General features: G+C 60.5%; 17 protein-coding genes and 3 pseudogenes. 10 read left to right on the top strand and 10 right to left on the bottom strand.

Annotated features, from left to right (window positions below):
- Positions 1-17 precede the first annotated feature (17 nt).
- Positions 18-1,925: a TRAP transporter fused permease subunit gene (locus tag NO932_RS11260; RefSeq protein WP_220305750.1), complete on the top strand. Its 1,908-nt coding sequence runs from the start codon at positions 18-20 to the stop codon at positions 1,923-1,925.
- Between the two features lie 498 nt (positions 1,926-2,423).
- Positions 2,424-3,842, top strand: coding sequence for a hypothetical protein (locus NO932_RS11265; RefSeq protein WP_240549621.1), 1,419 nt, complete (start codon positions 2,424-2,426; stop codon positions 3,840-3,842).
- A gap of 88 nt (positions 3,843-3,930) precedes the next feature.
- On the opposite strand, the gene NO932_RS11270 is transcribed toward NO932_RS11265, so the two are convergent.
- From NO932_RS11270 to NO932_RS11280, 3 genes are all read right to left on the bottom strand, one after another.
- Positions 3,931-4,581 carry a fumarylacetoacetate hydrolase family protein gene (locus NO932_RS11270; RefSeq protein WP_220307389.1) on the bottom strand — a complete coding sequence of 217 codons (651 nt, stop codon included), beginning with the start codon at positions 4,579-4,581 and terminating at the stop codon, positions 3,931-3,933.
- Positions 4,582-4,843: 262 nt separating this feature from the next.
- The gene (locus NO932_RS11275; RefSeq protein ID WP_220305751.1) at positions 4,844-6,385 is read right to left on the bottom strand and encodes an MFS transporter; all 1,542 of its coding nucleotides are present in this window, start codon (positions 6,383-6,385) and stop codon (positions 4,844-4,846) included.
- 52 nt (positions 6,386-6,437) lie between these two features.
- Positions 6,438-7,031 carry an alpha/beta fold hydrolase gene (locus NO932_RS11280; protein WP_220305752.1) on the bottom strand — a complete coding sequence of 198 codons (594 nt, stop codon included), beginning with the start codon at positions 7,029-7,031 and terminating at the stop codon, positions 6,438-6,440.
- Here NO932_RS11280 and NO932_RS11285 point away from each other — a divergent pair.
- Both NO932_RS11285 and NO932_RS11290 read left to right on the top strand, forming a co-directional pair.
- Positions 7,008-7,112: pseudogene (locus tag NO932_RS11285) on the top strand (ATP-binding protein); the annotation flags it as partial. The gene NO932_RS11280 and the pseudogene NO932_RS11285 sit on opposite strands and share 24 nt — an antisense overlap.
- A gap of 128 nt (positions 7,113-7,240) precedes the next feature.
- A complete protein-coding gene (locus NO932_RS11290; protein WP_220305753.1) occupies positions 7,241-7,393 on the top strand; it encodes a hypothetical protein in 153 nt (50 codons plus the stop codon).
- Here NO932_RS11290 and NO932_RS11295 read toward each other — a convergent pair.
- From NO932_RS11295 to NO932_RS11320, 6 genes and pseudogenes are all read right to left on the bottom strand, one after another.
- A complete protein-coding gene (locus NO932_RS11295) occupies positions 7,390-7,632 on the bottom strand; it encodes a hypothetical protein (protein WP_309207454.1) in 243 nt (80 codons plus the stop codon). The genes NO932_RS11290 and NO932_RS11295 overlap by 4 nt on opposite strands.
- Positions 7,633-7,729: 97 nt before the next feature.
- Positions 7,730-8,638 carry an EamA family transporter gene (locus NO932_RS11300; RefSeq protein ID WP_220305754.1) on the bottom strand — a complete coding sequence of 303 codons (909 nt, stop codon included), beginning with the start codon at positions 8,636-8,638 and terminating at the stop codon, positions 7,730-7,732.
- 37 nt (positions 8,639-8,675) lie between these two features.
- The gene (locus NO932_RS11305; protein WP_240549717.1) at positions 8,676-8,852 is read right to left on the bottom strand and encodes a hypothetical protein; all 177 of its coding nucleotides are present in this window, start codon (positions 8,850-8,852) and stop codon (positions 8,676-8,678) included.
- Positions 8,853-8,943: 91 nt separating this feature from the next.
- A pseudogene (locus NO932_RS11310) lies at positions 8,944-9,609 on the bottom strand (aldehyde dehydrogenase family protein); the annotation flags it as partial.
- Positions 9,610-9,971: 362 nt separating this feature from the next.
- Positions 9,972-10,580, bottom strand: coding sequence for an IS5 family transposase (locus tag NO932_RS11315; protein ID WP_240549623.1), 609 nt, complete (start codon positions 10,578-10,580; stop codon positions 9,972-9,974).
- Positions 10,580-10,765 (bottom strand): annotated as a pseudogene (locus NO932_RS11320) (transposase); the annotation flags it as partial. The gene NO932_RS11315 and the pseudogene NO932_RS11320, both read right to left, overlap by 1 nt.
- An 835-nt stretch (positions 10,766-11,600) precedes the next feature.
- Here NO932_RS11320 and NO932_RS11325 point away from each other — a divergent pair.
- Entirely contained in the window at positions 11,601-13,226 is a 1,626-nt protein-coding gene (locus NO932_RS11325) for a DUF3987 domain-containing protein (protein WP_220305755.1), read from the top strand.
- Positions 13,227-13,700: 474 nt separating this feature from the next.
- Positions 13,701-15,365, top strand: a complete 1,665-nt coding sequence (locus tag NO932_RS11330; protein ID WP_220305757.1) for a hypothetical protein — start codon at positions 13,701-13,703, stop codon at positions 15,363-15,365.
- Positions 15,366-15,427: 62 nt separating this feature from the next.
- Here NO932_RS11330 and NO932_RS11335 read toward each other — a convergent pair whose 3' ends face one another.
- Positions 15,428-15,748 (bottom strand): DUF736 domain-containing protein, encoded by a 321-nt coding sequence (locus NO932_RS11335; RefSeq protein WP_220305758.1) that lies wholly within the window; start codon positions 15,746-15,748, stop codon positions 15,428-15,430.
- A gap of 859 nt (positions 15,749-16,607) precedes the next feature.
- Between NO932_RS11335 and NO932_RS11340 the strand changes: the two genes are divergently transcribed.
- The 4 genes from NO932_RS11340 to mobF all read left to right on the top strand — a co-directional run bounded on the left by NO932_RS11340 (position 16,608) and on the right by mobF (position 22,613).
- Entirely contained in the window at positions 16,608-17,483 is an 876-nt protein-coding gene (locus NO932_RS11340; RefSeq protein WP_220305759.1) for a hypothetical protein, read from the top strand.
- On the top strand, positions 17,476-18,066 hold the full coding sequence (locus NO932_RS11345) for a hypothetical protein (protein WP_220305760.1): 591 nt from the start codon (positions 17,476-17,478) through the stop codon (positions 18,064-18,066). The genes NO932_RS11340 and NO932_RS11345 overlap by 8 nt, the downstream gene beginning before the upstream one ends.
- On the top strand, positions 18,059-19,816 hold the full coding sequence (locus tag NO932_RS11350; RefSeq protein WP_309207455.1) for a type IV secretion system DNA-binding domain-containing protein: 1,758 nt from the start codon (positions 18,059-18,061) through the stop codon (positions 19,814-19,816). The genes NO932_RS11345 and NO932_RS11350 overlap by 8 nt, the downstream gene beginning before the upstream one ends.
- Before the next feature lie 133 nt (positions 19,817-19,949).
- A complete protein-coding gene (gene mobF / locus NO932_RS11355) occupies positions 19,950-22,613 on the top strand; it encodes a MobF family relaxase (protein ID WP_220305762.1) in 2,664 nt (887 codons plus the stop codon).
- Positions 22,614-22,654: the final 41 nt, after the last annotated feature.

Here is a 22,654-nt window from a genome sequence, read left to right on the forward strand (position 1 = left end):
ACCGGAGGAGTGGGTAAATGGCCTTGGCCAAACTCGTCGGAACCGGCCGCCGTCGATCTTTCGACGGCGTGCCGCGTCAAACCTTGACCGTTGCTGCCGCGATTTTTGCCGTCGGCGTTGTATATGCCAACATCTTTGCGCTGCCCGATGCGCTGCTGATCGGCATTCTGTTCGTCTGCGGCATTTATGCCCTGCTGTTTTTGACGGTCGGTCCGACCTCGACATCAACGGACCGGATCGGCATTGCCGATTGGGTCCTGAGCGGTGCGAGCGTCGCGTGCGGCATCTACTTCTTTACGATCAGGGCTGACCTGGCCAATCATATCACGCTCCTCCGGCCACTGCCCGGCGACCAGCTCTTCTTCGGCACGCTCCTGCTTGCCCTGACCATCGAGGCGGCCAGGCGGACAACCGGCATCGGGCTTACGATCGTCCTGCTCATTTTCCTTGCCTACAACCTTTGGGGACACCTGATCCCGCCCCCGCTCGGCCATGGGTTCATCGACTTCGGTTCCTTTGTCGACGTTCTGATGTACACCACCGACGGCGTATTCGGCGTACCCATCCAGGTGGCAGCCAGCTACGTCTTCTTGTTCGTGATGTTCGGTTCGGTCCTGTCTCATGCGGGAGGCGCCGAATTCATGTTCCAGCTCGCAGCGGCGCTCACGGGCCGCTCGCCCGGAGGCCCGGCCAAGATCGCCGTCATATCGTCCGGCATGTACGGAATGATCTCGGGCAGTCCGACTTCGGATGTGGCGACCACGGGATCCATCACCATTCCGATCATGAAGCGGCTCGGATACTCCCCGCGTTTCGCGGGCGCTGTCGAGGTCGCGGCCTCGACGGGTGGAGCCGCCATGCCGCCCGTCATGGGATCGGCCGCATTCATCCTGGCCGAGTATACCGGCATCGATTATCGGAACGTCGTGCTCGCGGCGCTGATTCCGGCGATCCTTTATTATATCGGCGTCTATTTGCAGGTGCATTTCCGTGCCGTTCGCCAGGGACTGCAAGGCGTCAAGGACGTCGACCCGGTGCAGGAGACCCTGAAGACGGGATGGGTGTTCGTCATACCGCTCGTGGTGATCACCGTAGCCCTGCTGATGGGCTATACGCCCACCTACGTCGCCGTTTACGGCACGGTTGCCCTGGTTGTCGCGTCCCTGCTGACCAAGCGGACCCGGATGACGCCGCGCAAGATGCTGGAGGGGCTGGGCGAGGCGACCATCCGCATGTTGCCGGTGGCCGGCGCCTGCGCCGCAGCGGGATTGATCATTGGCGGGCTGACGATGACCGGCCTTGCCCTCAAGACGTCGAGCCTTGTCCTGATGCTGTCGGGTTCGGGCCCCTTCGTCGTCCTGTTGCTCGCCGCCGGCATCGCGATTCTTCTGGGACTGGGGATGCCCACGCCCAGCGCCTATATTCTTGCGGCCGTGCTCGTCGGTCCGGCGTTCACGGTCGTCGGGCTGCCCCTGCTGGCCTCCAACATGTTCCTGCTCTACTTCGCCCTGCTCTCCGCCCTGACGCCGCCTATCGCGGTGGCAGCATACACCGCATCCGCAATCGCGGATGAAGACCCAATGAAGATTGCCGTCACGTCGGTGAAGCTGGCCGCCATCGGGTTCATTCTCCCGTTCTTCTTCGTATGGAACGAAGCCTTGCTGGCCCAGGGCAGTGCCTTGGAAATCGGTGTTGCCGCGTTGGGCGGCATCGTGGCCACGACTCTTCTGGCGCTTGCTCTGGAAGTCGAATTGAAGCCAATTGTGCGGGTGGTGATTCTGGCGGCCGCTGCGGCGGCGCTCTCTCCCTACCTTTTCCTTTCCATACCGGTGACCGTTCTCGCGATCGCGCTGGGCATATGGCGACGGACAGGGAAACTGGCCACAGATCCCGCGCACCAGGAGCGCACGATTTCACAACGCTAAGGTCCGCAGCGGAAGGATTGCGCATTGGCGAGGCCGTATTTCGGGAGACCCCGTTGCGGCCTCCGCTCCCGTTCCACCAGGGGACGCATTGGGACGAGGCGTTCCCCGGACAGTTTGGCATCATCGCCTCGCCCTCGAAGCCCAGTATGCACGGACCGCTGAATGATGGATCGGAAAAAGCTATAACGACGCCTGTTTTAGGCTTCGATTATTGACACCCAACAACCGGGGATATCAAGGCAACCCTGGCCCCGCCATCGCATGACACGGCATGCAATCTGGAAAAGAGGATGTAATTCTCTCATCCGGAACCATATATTTTTGCAAAATACTATGAAGATTCCTACATATATTTATACACGAACTCCCCCCATTCAAAAATACAGAACGAGAACTGTCATTGACAGACTATCTTTTGAAAAGTAGTCTTGATTTGTTAGGAAGCTAAACGTTTTACCCCTCCGGCGGGGCGTTTGGCTCGTTCAGGAGGAAGATAAGGTGACCTTTGACACGCTTGAGAAGAGCTATCGCAAATATCTGAAGAGCGGCACCGCGGCGTTCGCGTTGCTGGCAATGCTTGCCGCCAGTCCAGTGGCGCAAGCACAGAAAATCGAAGAGATAAGCGGCACCCTGCCCGACGGCACGGCCTGGCTGATCAGCGTGCCCACCGACTGGAACGGCGTGCTCCTGCGCGATCTCGACTATGCGGCGAATTCGCAGACGGAGCGCTTTACGGATCTGCTGAGCAGAGGTTATGCCTTCGCGGGTCTGGCGCGCCATCCCATGCGCCCGTGGCAGTATGATCCGCAGCGGGAAATACATAACCTCGAAGCCGTTCAAACGATTTTCGAGGAGCAGTACGATCCCGAGTGGGTGCTGGCGTTCGGCTGCTCAGGAGCCGGATTCGTCAGTCTCGCCGCCGCCGAGGATTTCTCCGATCGCATAGACGGTGCGGTCGTTCTGTCGGCGCATATACCGGTGTGGATCATGAACAGCTACCTCGATGGCTGGTTTGCCATGCAGACGCTCCTCGCGGACGCGTATGAGGAAGCCGGCCTGGGCTCCGCGAGCGACCTTCGCATCGTCAACATGCCGAACGGCGCCGGCTCCGACGGCAGGACGATCGGCGACATCCAGGCCTCATGGCGCAGCGCGGTGGAGACATTGGGAGAGACTCCCGAGGGACGGGCGCGCCTCGCCCTTGCCTTCGCGATCGGCCAATGGTCCCCCTGGGAGGCTGCGGATCAGCCGTTCCCCGATCCGCTCACCTCCGAAGCACTGTCCGATCAACTGGTGCCTTCGGCATTGCGGCTTACCGGCACCGTCGGCGGCCAATCGCGCGTGATGTTCGAGAATGCCGCCTCGGGCCAGCAGCTTTCAGGCAATGAGGGCATCGATTACGCAGCCTTCTACGATACGGCATCGCCGATCATGAAGGAGCTTGTCGAACATCTTTATGCCGAGGCGGGCCTCGATATCGGCGAGGACATCGAGCGCATCAATTCCGCGCCCCGCATCGCAGCGTCCGACTATGCGCTCGATTACTGGAGCCAGCCCGGAAGAACAGCGGACGGGGACCTGCAGGTGCCTACGATCCGCGTGCACAGCCTGGGCGACAACTCGATTCCCTATAGCCTGATGCAGGGCTATCAAGCGCTCGTGGAAGAGAAGGGCACGACCGATCTCTACCGTCAGTCGCTGCTCAAGTTCACCGACCATTGCGGCTTCGAGGCGTCCGAAACCACCGCTCTTGTCGAGGTCATGATGGAGCGGCTGGAAACGGGCGAGTGGCCGGACACGTCGCCGGAGGCCCTGAATGCCGTCGCTGCCGAGCTCGATCTTGGCGAAGCCCGCTTCATGGAGGAAGACGGGTGGCGCGTTGAAGAGTACAATCGTACCTGGATAGCTGGAGAATAAGCCTCCGGAGAACGATGCGGGGCATTTCCCCGCATCCATTTCCCCACGGCGCGATTTATCGATATTCGCGCCGTAGACGCCACGGGCCTCAATCGACCCGGCTGATCAGCATTCCTTTTTCCAGCGGCTTCACGCTTGTCTGCCCCGGAACGAACGCCGCGGTTTTGTGGGGGCTGCTGCCGTCGACCCCGAACCGTGCGCGCCCCAGCCCCTCAATTTCGATCTCGAGGCTGTCTCCCACGTTTATGGGCTTGAGCCCTTCATGGTTGGTGCCGGTCGTGACGAGGTCCCCGGCGTGAAGCGTGGTGAACCGGGAGAGCCATTCGATCTGCTCGGGGATTCGATTTGCCATGGTATTCGTCGAGAAATCCTGGGCGATCACGCCGTTCAGCCACGAGCGCACCCGAAGCTCGTGCGGGTCGTGAATTTCGTCAGCGGTCGTGATCCAGGGTCCGCACAGCGCAAATCCGCGCTGACCCTTGGGGATGAACTGTCCCCTGCGATGCAATCCTCGCGCCGAGATGTCGAAGAACGGAACGAATCCGAAAACCTTGCCCATTGCATCTCCGGCAGAGACATCCTGGACCTCGCTGCCGATAACGAAGGCAAGCTCCGCTTCAGCGTGGAAGACCACGACGTCGTCAATGTCCGGCAATGTGGTCCTTCCACCCGACCCAACCAGATCGTTGCTCTTGTGGAAGAACTCGTTCGGCAGGCGGTCCTTCGTGAACCCGAGAATGTCACGTAGTTCGCGAACGCCGAGAGACCTTTCGAGGGGTGATGAAGCGGCGCAAGAAGTTTCACGTCGGAAAGGGTCTGGCCGGGCGCCCTGGCGAGCAGATTCTCGATTTCCGGTTTCAGCTCCTGAAAATTCGCGATCAGGAAGTCGAGAGCGCCCTGCGGACCGCGGACGCTGCGCATGGGGACGAGATCGCTGACATCGACCACTTCCGCTTTTGCATTGAGCACACCGATCTGATCGTCGTTGAACCTGAGAATCTTCATTTCACGTTTCCATTATATGCGTCTGGATCACGCCGGCGATCGACCGGGAGCGGGATTTCCTTGAGGATGATGGACAGGCAAAAGGCCAGCACGGCAGCAACGGCCGTACAGAGAAAGATGGGATGGAGAGCACCGGTGAACGCATCCAGGACCGTATCCCGCAAGGACGGAGGAAGCTCGGAGATGAGCTGGGGCGACATTGCGCGCAAACCCGTGTTTCCCGTATCGTTCAGCAGGCCGCCGGGGAGCCGGCTCGACAGCCCGGCGGCAAAAATCGCGCCGAAGATGGAGACCCCGACGGAACCGCCGATCATGCGGAACATCTGGGAGCTCGCCGTCGCGACGCCGAGCGCCCCCGCGGGAACGGCATTCTGGATCGCGGCGACGCCGATGCTGTTGACCGGGCCGATCCAGATGCCCACCGTCAAAAGATAGAGGCCCAGGATCCACACATTCGTGTCCGGGGTGATGGTTGCGAGCAGAAGCGCGCCGACCGCCAGCAGGGGCATGGACAGGATGGGCACTATTCTGTAGCGGCCCGTCCGGCTCATGAAGATGCCGGACAGGATGGACCCGCCGACGAATCCGAACATCAGGGGCAGCAACAGCAGGCCGGAAACGGTCGGGCTGTAACCTTTGACGACCTGTAGGTAGAGCGGGATGAACGTTATCATGCCAAACATCGACATGCCGATGATGAAGCGCACGGCATTGGACACCACGAAATTGTTGATGCGAAACAGGCCGAGAGGCAGAATCGGCTGAATGGTCCGGGATTCGATGAACATGAACCCCAGAAAGCCCAAGCCGCAGACCACGCCCAGCGCAACGCTCGGCCAGGATGCCCAGGGAATGGCCGTGCCGCCAAGGCTCGCGAAGAGAACGATGCCGGTCAGCGTGATGGCGAGCAGAATGGCCCCGGGATAGTCAATTTTCTGCCGGCCGTGATTGCCGCCCTTGGGCAGCAGGAAAGTGATGCCGGTGAACGCCAGGACGCCGAACGGCAGGTTGATGAAAAGCACCCAGTGCCAGGAAAACTGCTCGGTCAGAAAACCGCCCAAAAGAGGGCCGAAGACGGTCGAAAATCCCAGGACGGCACCCACAACTCCCTGTGCCTTGCCACGATCGCGTTCGCGCAGAACATCGGCCACTACGGTCATGGCAACGACGATCAGCCCCCCGCCTCCCAGACCCTGGATGAAGCGCCCGAAGATCAGCACCCCCATGCTGCTGGCCAGACCGCCGATTCCCGCGCCGGCAAGAAAGACGAGAATACAGGCCTGAAGAACGGGCTTGCTCCCGTAAAGATCGGCCAGCTTGCCCGAAATCGGCGCGCCGACCGTGGAGGCGAGCAGATAGACCGTCATGATCCAGGTGACGCTTTCGACGGACCCCAGATCGGCGACGATAACGGGAATGGCCGTGGCAATGCTCGTCTGGCTGAGAGACGCGAGCAGCAGGACGCAGGCCGCCGAAAAAATGATCAGTCGGATCGGCTGGCGGGGACTTGCCGTCTCGGAAGGTGTGGCAGCTGACATCCGTCAGGTCCTTTCGCGTGAGGTTGGATGCGAGATGAGACCGGCTCGGCGATCAGGTGCGCGAGATCAGGAACGAGCCGACAGATCGATTGAACCGCTCCGGCTGGTCGATCCACAGGAAGTGATTGGCCTTGTCGAAGATGTGCAGTTCCGAGTCGGGCAATGAGGAGAACAGGTCGATTCCCGACTGCATGCCCTTCACCGTGTCCTTGCCCCAGATGATGAGCGGGGCGGATTTGAGCTTGTGCAGGTGTTCGCGAAGATGGACGCCATCAAGCAGATATTGCTGCCTGTTTCTCACACCGCCGTCGGCCCAGAATGCCCGCCAGGGATCTTCCCATATGGGAAGCCAGTGTTTCGCCCTGCCGATACCGTAGGCGATGAAATCGTCCGGAACACTGGCCATGTCGTGAACCATGGTGTGGAGCAGTCGGACCACGCTTTCCGCATCCGGTTTCAGGCCCTCGAGAAACATGGTGTTGGGCAGGAAAATCTCGTGATGGCGCTGCGCGACATTCGCGTGGTTCAGGCCGCCCTCGGGAAGCGTGAGACTTGCGCTGTCGACCAGCACCAGACCCTTGACCAGATCGGGGCGCGTGACGGCGATGAAGGCCGAGATCCAGGCGCCCTGCGACTGTCCCACCACGTCAGCATCCTCGAGATGAACGGCGACAACTATCGCCTCGCGCAAAGCCGGGCACGAAAAACCGCCAACCCTCACCAATAAGATCGCCGACGCTGCGAGCGGAAAACTCTGGTCGGGCTACGCCCTCCCGACGTTCCCCGCTCGCAGCAGCGCCAGTGGCCTGGTTTTGCGCCGCCCAATGGCCGGTTTTTGCTCCGCCGTTGACACCCATGCTGGTCTTTATGGCCGCGCGACGCATCAACACGATCAAAGCTGATGTGGTTCTGCTCGAAACGCGCCTAGCCGAAATAGTCGCCGCCGATCCCGAGATGGCCGACATCGACCGCCGCCTGCGCTCGGTGCCCCGCGTCGGCCCGTCCTAAGCTGGACACTTTTGGCCCATCTGCCCGAACTGGGCCGCCTCTCCCATGGCCAGATCGCCGCCCTTGTCGGGGTCGCCACCTATGATCGGCAAAGCTGCGCATTCAAGGGTCGCAGCACGATCGGGGGGCGGACGCTCCGCAGTGCGCAACGTCGCCCACATGGCCGTCCTCAGCGGCGCCAGCTTCAACCCAAGTCTCGCCGCCATGAAACACAGGCTCGCCGCACGCGGAAAGGTCATCCTGTCGCTCTGATCAACAAGCTCATGACCTGGCTCAATGCCATCATCAAAAACCAAACCCAATGGCCCCCAAACACAAACTGAACAACACAGTTGCTTATCCGACCGCGACCATCACCACGCCGACCGTTGCCAGCAGGGTCGCAAGAAGAATGCCGGGGGCCGGCATGCGCTCGGTCTTGAAGACGACGACGGCGAGGTAGGCGGCGATATAGATCTCGACCGAGTTGATCACGGCGACCTGCGTCACGCCGGTATAGGTCAGCGCGATGAATTGGGTGATCTGCCCGACGGAGATGCACAGGGCGGCGAGCAACTGCCAGGGATCGGGCCGCCGCAAGGCGTCGACCACAACCTTGCGGTAGTAAGGGCTGACGGCGCAGCCGGCGACGTAGTAGCCGAGCGCGGCGACCGAACCGACGAACGCGCCGAGATATGCGTCAGGCAGCGCCATGAGGCCGAATTTCCGGCCGATGTAGCTAGCTGCGTAGGATGCGGCGCAGATGATGCCAAACATGTAGCCGCGCGGGATGTCGGGCGGCGCGTTCGCGCCCGTCTCTTCCGCCATGCTCCTGTCGCGCCGTTCGATGACCAGCAGGGCGAAACTGACGGCCAGCAAGGCAATTCCCGCCCCCGTCAGCCCACCAATCGTCTCATCCAGGATGAGCCAGCCGAGAAGGGTCGAAAGGAAGGGCGTCAGGCGGCGAACGGTCGAGACGCGGATTACGCCGGCATTCTGGATCGCCTTGTAGAGCGTCTGCCTGCCCCAGACAGTGGCGAGAATGCCCGAGGCGAAGAACCACACCATCGCCATACCTGGTGCGTTCGCCACCGTTTCGAGCGGCAGGCCGACGACCAGCCATACCAACGCCGAAAGTAGGCCAGTGAGCAGCACCGACAATAGCACGCCACCTTCCCCGCTCGCGGCCGGATCGGCTCTCGCGATGGCGACGCTTCCCACAGCGAAGGCGCAAGCGGAAAAGAGCGCCATCAGTTCGCCGATCACGACGGGCTCTCCGACGGATGGTCGCGGCAAGCTGCCGTCATGGTTCTCGTTGTCCGTTCAGGCCGATGTGGATGTTCTTCTCCACGGTAAAGGTGGTCAGTTCGTCCAGACATTCCTCGCGGCCGATGCCCATATTCTTGACGCCGCCGAAAGCGGCGCCGAGAAAATGCTTCGCGACCTCGTTGATCCCGACGAAGCCAGCCTCTACGCGCATCGCGGTGCGGTGCACCTTGCTGATTTCGCGCGCGCCATATCGAGCAGGTAAGGCCGTATTCCAGCGCGTTGACCTGCTCGGTCATCACCGCTTCGTCGTCCCAACGTCGCACGCCGAGGTCGGGGCCGAATATTTCCTGGCGCGCGATCCGCATCGACGGCGTCACGTCGGCGAAGATTGTGGGCTCGAGGTAATAACCGCCGGCCAGGCGGTCGTCGTCGGTCGCCTGGCCGTGTCGGGATGCCCGGCTTGACTCCGCCGGCGACTTCATGATCACCGAATTGCCGGCAGCCACCGGCGCGGCGATCTTGCCTGTGCAGAACATAAAAGGATGATTGAAGGCGATGATCCGCGCGATGAGGCCGAGCGGCTGACGCATGGAGAAATTCACCGCGTGCGGTCCCATCGGGATCGACGCGCCTTTAATCTCGGTCACAAGACCGGCGAAGAATTCGAGTTGCGCTGCGACGATATTGGCGTCGGCGATCATCTCCGTCACCGGATTGCCGCAGTTTGCGACGTCGATCGTGGCAAGGTCGCGCGCATTCGCCCTAAGCAGTCGCGCGACCTCCTTGAGAATGCGTGCGCGTTCCAGGGGAGCGACGTCGCGCCAGACCGGAAATCCCGCCTTGGCCGCGGCGACCGCACGGTCGACGTCCGCATTCCTGGCCTCGGCGAGGCGGCCAGCACGATGCCGCGGCCGGGGTCGAACGTATCGATGGACGAACTGTGGAGTGGCGAATGCCAGTCGCTCCATAGAAGAAGGATCGATGCTCCGGCAGAATTTGGTCCAGAACTTCTCACGACGTCTCTTGCCGACCACCTTGCATGATGCGCTCCGCCCAGCTCCTTAACCTATCCCTAGAGTGTCAGCCTTCCGTTGTCGATAACATTGCGCATTCCCACCCGTTCCAATCGTTATGCGAAGAAATGATTAGGCTGCGAAGTATCTGCAATTCTTGAAGGAGCGTGGCGCTGCTTGCCTCGCACATCTGGTGGTTTGGCGTCTCCGAGTTAGACCGCTGAAGCAGTAGTTCGAGCAGTGGGGAATAACAGAACCGTTTCCGGCGACGCAAGTGTTCGCATATGTTCTCGCACGTTGTGTGCGAACGCGGTAGCCTAGGCCCTGTTGACATAAGTCGGCATCCATAACTTCGCAGCGGCGAGAGCCAGGAAGCCCAGGAAAGAGACGGCGGTCTTGTCGTATCTGGTTGCGATACGCCGGAACTGCTTGAGCTTGTTGAACATGCGCTCGACGCGGTTGCGGTCCTTGTATGCCCGGAAGTCGCAGGTGATGGCCTGCTTGCGGTTGGCCTTTGGCGGGATGACCGGCAGTATCCCCTTGAGTAGCAGGCTGGCGCGGACGTCGTCGCTGTCATAGCCCTTGTCAGCCAGCATGAGCCTGGGCTTGGCAACCGGCAAGGCGATCAGGTCACCGACCGCTTTGTAGTCGGAGGTCTCGCCGCCTGTGAGGATAAAGCCAAGAGGGCGTCCCTGACCGTCTGCGCGGGCGTGGATTTTGCTCGTAAAGCCGCCGCGGCTTCGACCAAAACCCTCCTTATGAGTCCCCCTTTTGCGCTCGCTGCCTGAGAGTGGCCGCGCACTGTGGTGCTGTCGATCATGTGCTGCCAGTCGTCGGTGAGCCCGAGTTCGACCAGCGTTTCCAGCAAGGCATCCCAGACGCCTTGTTCGGCCCAGCGCCGGAACCGAACATAGACCGAGTTCCACTTGCCATAGCGCTCATGCATGTCGCGCCAAGGGCAGCCGACACGCAACACATAAAGCATGCCATTCAGAAAGCGGCGGTTGTCCTGGGCGGGTCGAGACCATCGACCGCGCTCGGACGGCAACAGCGCCCCCACCAGTGCCCACTCATTATCCGTCAGATCGCCACGAGCCAAAAATGCCTCCATGAAAGGAAGCCTTGAATCAGTCACGCGGCGATTTGGGAATCCCTTTTGTCAACAGGACCTAATTGTAGTCACTCAGCGAGAGCTGTGCTGCCGTTGAGAGGCGCTCTGCAGCCGGGTTCACATTTCGGCTTTTGCCAACATGACAAATTTGCCGAACCGCATGGTGGGCCGTGTCACACCTTCGCAGGTCGCCTTCGGTATCCGTCACGTCAGACGTAATGGCGAGGGGTCGACACCGATGATCCGGAGAGCCCGTATCTGTGCATGCGCCTCGAGCAGGCCACAGTGATTGAGACCGGATCAGCGAACTGCCATCAAGGCCATGCAGAAATCGAACGCTGCAACACAAAGGGCCGGACAGATGACCGCAGCGACCAAATGCTGTAATGTTCAGTCAAACCAGAGCAAAAGGTGTGGCACCTGCAGGTGCAAAGGTGTGAGGTCAACAAAAATCAACTTTCGTCAACGTTTACCTTTGTTGACATTCGTTGACTGGTCCATCTGAAGTTACTGCTTCCCACCAAAGTTTTGGCAATTTTGTCAAATTGCCCAATGCGGGCCGGCATCTTTCTGTACCGAGACGACATCGACTAAAGTGAGATGCTCGCGCTCCATTTTGTCAATTTTGTCAATTCTGTCAGCAGGCCATGAGCGGGATGACGCAGCCGGCTACAGTCCAAGAAAGAAGAAAAACCCCGGAAATGCCTTCGGCACGAGCTTAAGTAGGGGGGTACCCGGAGGCGGGATTGTTTGCGCGGATACGAAGAGGACAGGCCCGACGAATCGCGCTGGGCCAGTGCTCTCGACCACGGATGGCGTGGAGAAAGAATGTATCATGCGTAAGACCATCAAGAAGTCGGCCAGCAAAGCGGCGGCCGATACGGAATTGAGCTCGACGATCGAGAACGATCTGCCGCAGCAGTCGACTGACGCACCGTCTCCGGTGCCGGCCGTGGCGCAGGCGCCCATCAGTCCGTTTGCGATCGCGGAAATGAACGACAATAAAGTTGAAAGTGTCGACTCGGACGGCTGGGCGGTCGAAATCGACTGGAGCTTCCTTGATCCTAGCCGCGCCGCGCCGGCTCCCGTGTTTCCGATCGAGAAACTGCCCGAGCCCTTGGCAGAGCTCGTTGCCAAGCTGGCGCTGGCGCGGCGCCTGGTCGTGGACTTCGTCGCCTTCGCCATTCTGGCGGCCTTGTCCGGAGCCATTGGCAACCGTGCTCGCGTTCAGCTTTTCGATGGCACTCTTGAGCCCTTGGCCATTTACGTTGCCTTGGTCGGAGCGCCTTCGACGGGCAAGAGTCAGGCGATCGGCATGGTCGAGACGCGCTTGCGCGCGTTGGACGGTGATCTGACAGCAAGCGTGAGCGGTGCGGCCATGGCCGCAAGCCACGCGGCTCTCGATCGCCTCAACGTAAAAATCCGTGCGAAGGTTGCGGAACGTTTGGCCGTGGAGTTCGAAGCGCCTGAAGATTACCGAGAGGGACCACGGGGTGGGAGGCTCTTGCTGACCGAAACGACCGGGCCGGGATTGATCGAGGAGTTGAGCGCCGACCGGTCCGGGCGCATGCTGGTCACTCATGAGCTCTCGGGCGCGATCGGTTATCTGTCATCGAGCCAGCCGGCCAGGTCGCGTGGACTTTTTCTGCAGGGCTTCGATGGAAATCCCGTCGTCGTGAGTACAAAGTCGGAAGGTCGGAAGCTGATCCCGGAGCTGCTGCTAAGCGTGCTGGGAGCTGTGCAGCCGGGCCGCTTGTCGTATCTCATGCGACACGGCGATGATGGCTTTGCCGCGCGCTTCTTCTGGGTCCATCCCGATGTTGTGCCCTCTGCGGCACTCGGAGATAATCCGGGTCCGATCGACGACTTGGCGGGCGTCCTCTCAGCTTTGCAGGGTATCCAGCCCGCGGCCAACGAACATGGGTATTCGGCCGCGGTGCCGCTTGCGGCCGATGCTCGGGCGCCCTTGGAGATGGCCGCCAAGAAGTGGACAACTGACCAGATGTTCAGCAGCGAGTTGTTTTCCTCGGCATTGGGGCGTGGGCGACAGTATGCGCTCCGCCTGGCGGGTATCCTGCAGATCGCGACGCATGTGATGGAAGGGAAGTCCGGCCTACCGGATGTGGTGAGTGCCGACGCCATGACGAGCGCTATCGCGATCGTCGACACCTATATCCTGCCTATGGCGGAACGCGTATTCGCCGCCAGCGATACGAAACCTTCGGACGCGGCCGCCCTGGCGCGTTTTCTCGCGCGTAGCGGAAAGCCGATGGTCAACGCTCGTGCGGATATCATGCGTGGTCGCGGCTCGCCGGTGACCCAGGCGCTGGCCGTGCGAGAGGCGATCGAAGAACTCGAACAGCGCGGAGTGTTAAGGCCGGCTCCGCAGCGCCCCGGGCGCGGTCGGCCCTCGAGCGACTGGATCGTCCACCCCGCCCTTCTGGCGATGGCGCGGAAGTAAGTTTGAGAGGGGCGGCACCGCCCCCCTCGTATACCAAAGGTGCAATTATGGCAGGACGATACGACGAACTTCTCGTTGACTGGCCGGGTGACGTTCCCTTCGAACGGGTCGTTCGGCAACGCCTGGATGCCTTTGACAGCCTCGTAGCGCAGGGTGTCACGTGGCCATCTATTGCAGCGGCGCTTGCGCGTGCGGGAATTACCAAGAAGGACGGGGCCCCACTGTCTTGGCGTCAGGTCAATGCGGTGTATCGCCGAAACAAGGTGAAGCCGACCCGCTCACAGGCCTTGCCTAGCGCTTCTCCGAAGCCGCTTCCAATGCCTGCGCGGTCTGGAAATAGCACGGTCACGCACATGTCGACTTCTGGCAGGCTGGCAGACAGGCTCAGAGAAGCACGCAAATTCAATAAAAGCCCATCGGCCGAATACGAAGAATAGAAACCCATGTCGATAAAATTGCCAAAAAGGACGCGCCATGGATGCCACAGATATTTCTGATCTCATTCAAAACACGCCCCTCGCGAGAGGCGAGGCAGAGCACTTCGCTCAATACGCGACAGCGGTCTTTGAGGGAATGGGCCAGCATCGGCGCACGATGGGTCTTTCGCAAAGCTCGGATCTGCTCGCCACCTACATCGCGTCAGCGATTGACTGGAATCTTGCGCTTGAGCCCGCGGCCAAGGCTGAGAACGCCAAACTTGGTTCGCGACCGCGCGGTCGCTTTGGTGTGATCGAGCAGTTAGAGCGAATTGGCGAAATCCTCGGCTGGGATATGGTGCCCGGCAGCAAGCAGCCAAAACTCCGCGACCGTCCAATTACGAGCGATGTCATAAACGCTCTCGCACAAAAGGGCGCACTCGGCCCGGTTCTTGTCTCACATGTCGAGCCACCGGACGGTCGACAACGCAAGGACCTGAAGTTCCGCCCTTTGGGCGGCACGAACGTTGATCTGAATGAGGGCGTGCCTGAGGAGCATGACGAAACGGTATTCGGTTTTCACGATCCTTCCCATCTGACCGATGACGGAAAATCCAATGCACGAAAGCTCAAGCGGAAATTTGCTTTTGCGAGTAAGTTTGGAGCTCCTGCCGTTCTCCGCACCGATCCGGTCACCTGGCACCTGGACGATCAGCCGCGTAAAGCAATCGAGAATGCCGAACCTTTTATGGGTGGAGTGTTTCAGAGCTTGCGATCTGTGAGAAATTTGCTGGCAGGCCAAGAAGGTGCCCGTAAGAACCTCGCGGTCACTGCACGCCGCGCTGCCCGCTTTCTCGAGATCGAGTTTGCCATGACGGATCGAAACAGAAACAATCAGTCCCATGAAACGATTGCCAGCTGGACCAAGCCCAATCCATTTGCAGAATTTGGCATTGCGCTGTTCGAGGTACTCGCACCGACCCGAAATGGCGAAAGCTTGCCCGATATCCTCATGCCCGACGACATAAAGGGCGATTTGAAGCAGGAGGCCGTAGACCTGGTTCTGGAGGGTGCTCAGCATGCGCGCCGGGTGTTCGGCATACTCCAAGGTCGGTTGCGTGCGCATGGCATTGATATTCCAGAAGCCCATCTGGTTGATCCAGACGACGCAGATGAAGATCTTCCAGGGCCATTACAGGCGCATTACCTCGATCGCGGCTCGCCCGTTATGCGAATTTCCGAAGACATTAGAGACACCACCGGTCGCCTCAACGAAGGGCGCCGCCGCACGCTGGAACAACTTTGGAGACTTCGCGACAATTCGGTGAAATTGCGTGCTCTCACCGAAATGTTCTTTGCCTATCATGAGCAGTTGCTCGACCGCGGTGGCAATTACGGCCCATTAAGAAATGAAATGCTCGAGAAGATCGCCAATCCGACGCTCGACTGGTATCGCGAACTCGGTGCTCGATTTGATGAGGGCGTTGTTTACAAGTCCGACATCAAGCGACGATCTGGAGGATTGCCGAACGGCGTGCCCGATGTTCCGAGCGAACTCGAACGATATCAAATGAAGTTGCAGCATTATCCGGCGATAATGGCTTGGGGGGCTCAGCGCCACGACGCAGTCATTGAGGCTGTTCTCACAGCGCTCGATACATCGGGAGACGCTTGGCTGCTCTGGAAGACAGTGAGCGCTATTGTGAACGAGGACGCTGGATAAAGGCGTGCTATTGGCGTTGGCCGGATCTTCGGGCCGCCCCGACGGAGCGGCCCTGAGTTGATCTAGCTGGGCTTGCGGTTCGGGCGAGACCAGACGAGGCTGGCGGTAGCGCCGGTTTCATCATCGAAGAGATTTGCGAAAATCGGGGCGGCGAAGCTCGGATCGTCGATCTTGGCTGAAAGGTAGCTTCGGCCCTCGTTGGACTTTTTCGTCCACGCTGCCCCGATCTCGACGCGGCCCGCAAAGAGGCGGTGCGAGGGGGCATCGTTGTTGGTCGAGGTGGTCTCGGGAACAATTTTTACGTTCTTGGCCTGAAGGTTCAGCGTAGCGATCTCACCGACGAACTCGGAGTTAGTCTTTTTGAAGGTACCGATGGTTGCCATTTGAAATCTCCTTGGTCTGGTTTCGGACCGCCTGATTGCGGCCTCGATGGCGATCTTGGGGACACGAACGACCGGCGACGCATCGCTTTGGCGACCGGAGTGAAACGGAGGACAGCGAGGACCGTCTTTCTTGCCTCGCGAGGAATGGCGGCATAGGCCGTCAGGGGAAGAAAGTCGGGCGGCGCAGTTGCGGCAAGACGGTCGAGGCGAAGCCGATTCGAGTCCAGATCAGGCCAGAAAGAGGACACATTCAGCCGGGTCGGCGGTAGAACAAGGATAATGTATGGGGCTCCCCCGGCTTTCAAAATCGCCACCGAGGTTTTTGGCAAGCGATTGCACGCAACCGGAATTTTGGGCTCCGACGATTTGACGGAAGTAGTCGCAAGGCCAGGACACCTAAAATGCAGGCTTGAACGGGTTGGATCAATTTGGGGACATCGGATCCATCCTATTTCGGGCATGGGGAACATCGCCGATATGGGGCGACATCAGGGTGCCAGTAGCAACAGCAGCTGGTCGTATCGGATAATTTGCGAGCCGCCGGGAAAACACCGTTTGCCTGCCATTGCCTAATTGCCTAGGCATATCTGACACTGACGGCGTTCGCGATATTTTTGGTAATTTTGTCAGTTTTGGCAGGGAGCTTCCCGCGCGGGGCGCGCCGGGTCCCCCGCAATGCCCCAGAAGACAATCTGGCGCGACACATGCAATCCCCTGATTCCGCAGCGTTCTGCCGCAAAATTTGGAACAAAAACTCCTGACCCGAACACCCCTGACGTTTAACTCGGGGGGGTGCCCGGAAGAGACATTTTTCAGCGTGCTTTTCTCGTGGGCGTCATCAACGCTCAAGGAGCAAATCATGAGCAGCAAGAATACCACCGGCAAGCCGCCGGTCTCTCCGACCCAGGGCCAGACGGCATCTGCCGTCGAAGTTCCGACCGTCGCCTATTGCTTGGGCCCGAAGGGCGGAATCGGCAAGTCAACGGTCGGTCGCCTGGCGATCGACGGCTGCTTGGCCGCCGGACGTAATGTTTCGATCGTTCAGATCGATCGCGCGCCCACACTTCCGGCTCTCTATCCGGAGCTGACGACCACGATCGCGGCGCCATCGGCGGAAGACCTTCGCGCGGACCTGCTTGCGTCCGTGCGTGTTTTCGAACCGCTGGACCATAAGATTGAGGAGATCGTTGCCAGCAACGGTGTGCTGGTGGTTGATGTCGGCGCCGGCCATAACACAAGTGCACTGCTCCATTTCGTCGCCCGCGCCCGCTTCGACCGTCATTTGGCCGACAAGGGCGTGAAAGTGGTGGCGCTGGCGGTAACGACGGCGGACAACAGCGCGATGACGCAGACTGCGGCGATGATCGATGACCTGATTCAGGTCCATCCCGCGGCCGAGATCGTACCTGTCCTTAATGCATATGGCGGCAATTTCCGCTTTACGACGACGAGCCCCGCCCACAAGACCTTCGCCGAGCGCATCCAGCCTGCCATGAAGGGCCGGCGCCATCTGCAGTTGCCGGCAGTGGCGGAAGGCGCCTGGCCGCTCTTCGAATCCGCCGGGATGACATTCATCGATGCGGTCATGGCGACCGACGAAGAACTGATGACGCGCCTCGGTTTGTCGCGCGCCATGGCTGTGGCGGTTCAGGCGGACGTCTCAGACTTCCTCGGATACGTCTGGCCGCGTCTGGGTCAGATTGTCGGCTTCGACGTGGAGAGGTCCAATGGCTAGCATCCCTGCCAAATTGATGGGGCGGATCGCCCGGAACGGAGCGCGCGGCAAGGCCGCGCGTCTCTTCCTGCGCCGGAACGTGTCAAGATTGTCGCCAGAAGAGATCGCCAAATTGCCAGCTTCGACGCTGAAGCGAATCGGTCGCGAGCTGCGCGCGGCGGCGATGGGGCAGGCGAACGAAACCGTCGGCGCTGCGTCTGGCCAGATCACGCCCCCCGCGTCATCCAGTTCGAACAGGACCAAACGCATTCCCTCGCTCATCCAATTGCTGATCGAGGCTGTGATTTGCATCGTCGCCCTGACCGTGACCGCTGTGGCCGTCGAACGTCCCGTCCGTTGGGGTCTTTATCACGTTGGCCTCTTCTCATCTGAGCAGATGGGCCTTTGCCAGCGTCTTGATCGCTGGAGCGATGGCTGCAGCTTTGAAGTTCGGACCGATGGTCTTGGCATTGATCAGGTTGCCGTGCTCGTGGACATGCCGCCGGCGGTGCTTGCCGCCGCCAACCCAACTCTTTTCCCCTACGAACCCCTGCCTAGGGGCACGCTCGTTCGTATTAGCCGTTCGGGAGGCAGTAATGAGTAACAAAGATCACGACCTCACGCCGGTGCCCGACGTTTGGCCGGGCCGTCGAGCCGCGTTTGGCGCTTCTGTCCTCATAGGCCTGATTGTCGCCGCTTTTTTATTCGGTGTCCTGCCGGTCTATGGCTGGAACTCGACAGCTGCCTCTATAATGGTCCTCGGCCATGAAGGCTTGTTGTCCATCATCGGTCTTGCCGCCATGGATGCGACTCCCAAACTTGCAGACGCCGCCAATCCTGTCGAGCGTCTGATAATGCTGCCGTTCAATGGTATGCTATGGCTCGCCTATCCGATCAGCTTTGTTCTGGCTTTGCCCGCTCGACTTGTTGAATGGGATTTGCTGGCCGATATTTCGCTCCGCTTGTCGGGCACGGCAGCGGCGAGCTTGGCGGCTGCAATCTTGGTATTCCGCCATGTGGTGAACCGGGCGCCCTATCGCCGCCGCGCGACCTGGGTCGACGGCCCGCAGGTGCGCTGGTTCAGTGATGCCGTCGCAGGCGCCTCCAATCATTTGCGCAGACTTGTCGCTGAGGCCGGTCGTGGTGTGAAATTGGCGCCGGGCCTTTTCCTGCCCCGGCGGGCGGAGCATGAATCGATGTTCATCCTGGGACTGCCGGGATCGGGCAAGAGCGTAATCGCGGAAGGGCTGATGCGGCAGGCGATCGAGCGCGGTGACCGGCTCCTCTGCGTCGATGTCAAAGGCAACCTCATCGATCGAATGGTGCGTCTTTTCGGCAAAACAGTGGCTAATGTCGTGGGCATGGAACCCGGTGGCGGCATCTGGGCTATCGGCGGGGATGTTACGAGCCGCATGACTGCATCGCGCGTCGCTGCCCTGCTAATTCCGGCGTCCAAGGATCCCGTTTGGTCTGCTGCTTCACGGCTGCTGCTCGCCGCCTTACTCGTCAAGCTGGTCCAGTCCCGGGGCAGAAGCTGGGGGTGGACCGAAATTAGACAGTCCATTTCTCGCCCGGTTGAAGAAATTGCCGCCGAACTCGCGCCGACCATGCGACAAGTTGCCGAAATGCTGCGCGGTCGCGATGGCGAGCCGTCGTCGATGGCACTCTCGACGCTCTTCAATATGGTTTCACATATTGATGATCTCGTTCAGACCTGCGCCGATCTGGAAGCCGAAGGCTGGCCAAGAGTGTCACTGAGAGCCTGGATTACGGGCAAGGGACGCCGCGTCCTTATCCTACGCCACGATCTGGGAAACCGCGAGCTTTCCGGACGCCTTCTTGCCGCCATGGTACGAGCGGTCTCGAGCGATCTGCTGAGCCGCCATCTCGAAGATAACATCGATCACGGCATATGGATATTTGCTGACGAACTCCCGCGCATCGGTACCGCGGCCAAGGATGTTTCGGATCTGGCGTCGCTTGGACGGTCCCGCGGCATAAGAGTGGTAGCAAGTGCACAAAGCCAGGCACAGCTGGAAGAAAAAATGTCGCCTGCAGCGGCCGAAGCCCTGACCGAGAATTTTGGCAAAGTCATTGTCTGCAAGGTACGACCGGGCAAGAGCGCCGAGCGCATCTCCACCTCGATGGTGGGAAGCGCAACCTATGCAATCAGGTCAGGAAAGGATGAGACACAGACGCTTCATCAGGTCGCGGCGTTTTCCGCCAGTCAGATGACCAGAACGCTGGGGCTGACAATTGACTGGCGAGGCGGCAAATCGATCCGCGCTGCGGTCATTGGGCTCGACGATGTCTATGTTGTGGAATGGAAATTCAGCGATTGGCCTGGCCTTTAGCGTGAGGAGCGATGCAGCTTATTTGAGGTGTGGCCGGGGATTTTGGTTTGCGGCTGCGCCGTTAAGTGGAGGGGGTGCCCGGAAGCCAGGATTTCAGTCCCTCTAGTTTCGCCTGTGAAAGGGAGCAGGCGAAATGGTTGCAACAATCGCGGCGGGCACCTCCGCCCAATATTACACCGAGACAACTGAATACTACGTCGGTGGGCGGGAACCGGCAGGCCGGTGGATTCTCACCGCCGGGGGACTTTTGCTTTCGGTCGGCAGCATTGTTGAGTCCAAGCCTTTTGAGCTCTTGCATGCCGGCTTGCGTCCGGACGGTTCAGCCCTCCTGTCCACCGTCGGCGTCGGCGGCCCCCGTCGCCGCATCGGCGGATACGATGCGACGTTCTCGGCGCCCAAGAGTTTCGCCCTCTTGTGGGCGATGGCCGATGATGACTTTCGCGCCAGGCTGGAAGACGCCCAGGCCAAGGCAGTCGCTCAAGCGATCGAAATCGCCGAAAAATACGCTGCCTTTTGCCGGTTCGGACGCAACGGTGTCCACCGGGAAAAAACCCGCTTAACGGTCGCCAGCTTCCAGCATGGCGAATCACGTCCAGCCGAACACACGGACGGACGGGTTTTTGAGGACCCAAACCTTCATACGCATACCGTGATCATTAACGCCGGCCCGCGTCAGAATGGGGGCTTTGGAGCCCTCGACGGAACGGCGCTGTTTGCCTGGAAAATGGCCATGGGTGCTCAGTATCATGCCGTGTTGGCGTTCGAGCTCATGCGACTTGGTTTCAAGATCGAGCTAACAGGCAAGAACGGCCTTTTCGAAATCCGCGGCGTTCCCGCCGATCTCATTAAATATTTCTCGGCGCGCCGGAATGAGATTGCGGACGAACTTGCTGCCATCGGCATGCAGAGCATGGATGCGCCCTCGGTCGCGGCCTCAGTCGCACGCAAATCGCGCAAGATCAAGCAGCAGCATCAGGCCGAGGATCGGCATGTTGGCTGGCGCGACCGCGTTACCGAACAGGGATATGACGCAACTACTTTGATCGCGACGAGCCTCGCTCAGCCGGAACACAAGGAAAGCCTTGCGGACCGCCTTGCTCAGATTGCCGGAGCATTGACGGAGCACGAGTCAACGTTCGAACGGCGGAATCTGCATGCCGCAGTAGCGTCGGCTTACGTTGGCACTGGTGAGGACCCACGTCATGTGGCTGCCGAAGTCGATCGAATGATCGCTGAGGGGGAATATGTCGTGCTTGACCGTGACCGGTTCGGCCAGGAAATCCTGACCACCCCCGAAATGCTCCGGATCGAACGCGAGATCGGCCAGATGGTGCGCGAGCTGACTGCCATACCAGGCGCAGCGCTTGATGCCGGACGCGTCGACGAGCTGGTGACCGAGCATGGACTCAATGACGAACAGGCAGCGGCCGCACGGGCAACCCTTACCGCGCAGGTCATCCATATCATCGAGGGGGCACCGGGGTCTGGCAAGACCAAATTGCTCGAGGCAGTGACCGAGGCTCTTCAGGAAACAGGCCATCGCGTCATCGCCGGCGCCACGGCCTGGCGAGTCGCCAATGCCCTACGCAATGATCTTGCGATCAAAGCCCGTGCCATCGACTCCTGGCTCGCCGTCGCCCGGACCGGTGGCGACTTCATCACCGCCGGTACGGTCCTCATCGTTGACGAGGCCGGTCTGCTCTCGAGCCGTCAGATGCACGCCCTGCTCAGAGCCTTTAGCGAGGCGCAGGCAAACGGCGATAGCAGCAGCCGTCTGATCCTGGTGGGGGATCGCGACCAGTTGCAGAGCGTGGGCGCCGGTTCTGGCTTGCGGCTCGTCGCCAACGCAATGTCGGGTTCGAAAGTCGATGAGATCGTTCGCCAACACGAGCAATGGGCTCGCGATGCCATCACTCATTTTGGCAAGGGCCGCGCGCGCGAGGCGCTTGCGGCATATCGCGAACGAGGACTAGTCCTCGAAGCCGATGGTGCTGCCGCCACCGTCAAAGCCCTCGTCGATGCCTGGGAGCAGACCAGGGTCGGCGCGGGAAACGGTTCTGCACTGATCATTGCCAAGAGCAACGCGCAGGTCCGAGCGATATCGACTGAAGTGCGCAGGCGTCTACGCGACCGGGGCCAGATCGTCGGAGCCGAGTTGCTCCTGCCAGCTGTGAGCGCATCGCATCAGGAAGTAACCCTGCCGCTGGCCCAGGGGGATCGTGTGCGCTTCCTCACGCGCGCAACGCTGGACGGCGGTGAGATCGTCAACGGTACGGAAGGCCGGATCGAATCTATTCGTAGCGGAACGCGCGTCGAATTGACCGTTGCGACCCAGAATGGCCGCGTCCGATTCTCGCCTGACGAAATCGCCGACGAACAGGGACGCGCAAAGCTTGCCCACGCCTATGCCAGCACCATCCATCTCGCCCAGGGAACCACCGTCGACCAGGCTGTCGTCTGGGTGACGCCAGGCATGGATCGCCACGACATCTATGTGTCCGCCAGCCGGGCCCGTGCCCAGACCCAGCTCGTCATCGATCGTAGGGCGGTCGAAACCAGTCTGAAGGCCAGCCTGCCACTCAGCGAGCGCAGACGAGGTGAGGCGAAAGAGTTCGATGAGCGTCTGGACTTTCTGGCGACGCAACTGGCGCGGGCACGACTCAAGCGCACCACCCAGGATTTCGCGCCGCAGATGGAGCCGCAGGTTCCGCTTCCCCTCCTGTCAGCGTCGCGGGAGCAAGCGCAACAGGATGACGCCAGAAAGCGCGTGCAGGTCAGGGAGATCAGCCTTGACTGAGGCAAACGTGAAGCGCCGCAAGTCAGTATCGCCTATGGTCG

Origin of the sequence: Pelagibacterium sp. 26DY04 (genome assembly GCF_031202305.1) — a bacterium.
GTDB lineage: Bacteria > Pseudomonadota > Alphaproteobacteria > Rhizobiales > Devosiaceae > Pelagibacterium.

Coding starts and splice junctions, on each gene's coding strand:
- mobF (WP_220305762.1), top strand. CDS start 19,950: ATGGTTGCAACAATCGCGGCGGGCACCTCCGCCCAATATTACACCGAG.
- NO932_RS11295 (WP_309207454.1), bottom strand. CDS start 7,632: ATGACCTTTCCGCGTGCGGCGAGCCTGTGTTTCATGGCGGCGAGACTT.
- NO932_RS11330 (WP_220305757.1), top strand. CDS start 13,701: ATGGATGCCACAGATATTTCTGATCTCATTCAAAACACGCCCCTCGCG.
- NO932_RS11275 (WP_220305751.1), bottom strand. CDS start 6,385: ATGTCAGCTGCCACACCTTCCGAGACGGCAAGTCCCCGCCAGCCGATC.
- NO932_RS11345 (WP_220305760.1), top strand. CDS start 17,476: ATGGCTAGCATCCCTGCCAAATTGATGGGGCGGATCGCCCGGAACGGA.
- NO932_RS11305 (WP_240549717.1), bottom strand. CDS start 8,852: ATGCGCGTAGAGGCTGGCTTCGTCGGGATCAACGAGGTCGCGAAGCAT.
- NO932_RS11290 (WP_220305753.1), top strand. CDS start 7,241: ATGCTGGTCTTTATGGCCGCGCGACGCATCAACACGATCAAAGCTGAT.
- NO932_RS11335 (WP_220305758.1), bottom strand. CDS start 15,748: ATGGCAACCATCGGTACCTTCAAAAAGACTAACTCCGAGTTCGTCGGT.
- NO932_RS11325 (WP_220305755.1), top strand. CDS start 11,601: ATGCGTAAGACCATCAAGAAGTCGGCCAGCAAAGCGGCGGCCGATACG.
- NO932_RS11260 (WP_220305750.1), top strand. CDS start 18: ATGGCCTTGGCCAAACTCGTCGGAACCGGCCGCCGTCGATCTTTCGAC.
- NO932_RS11350 (WP_309207455.1), top strand. CDS start 18,059: ATGAGTAACAAAGATCACGACCTCACGCCGGTGCCCGACGTTTGGCCG.
- NO932_RS11340 (WP_220305759.1), top strand. CDS start 16,608: ATGAGCAGCAAGAATACCACCGGCAAGCCGCCGGTCTCTCCGACCCAG.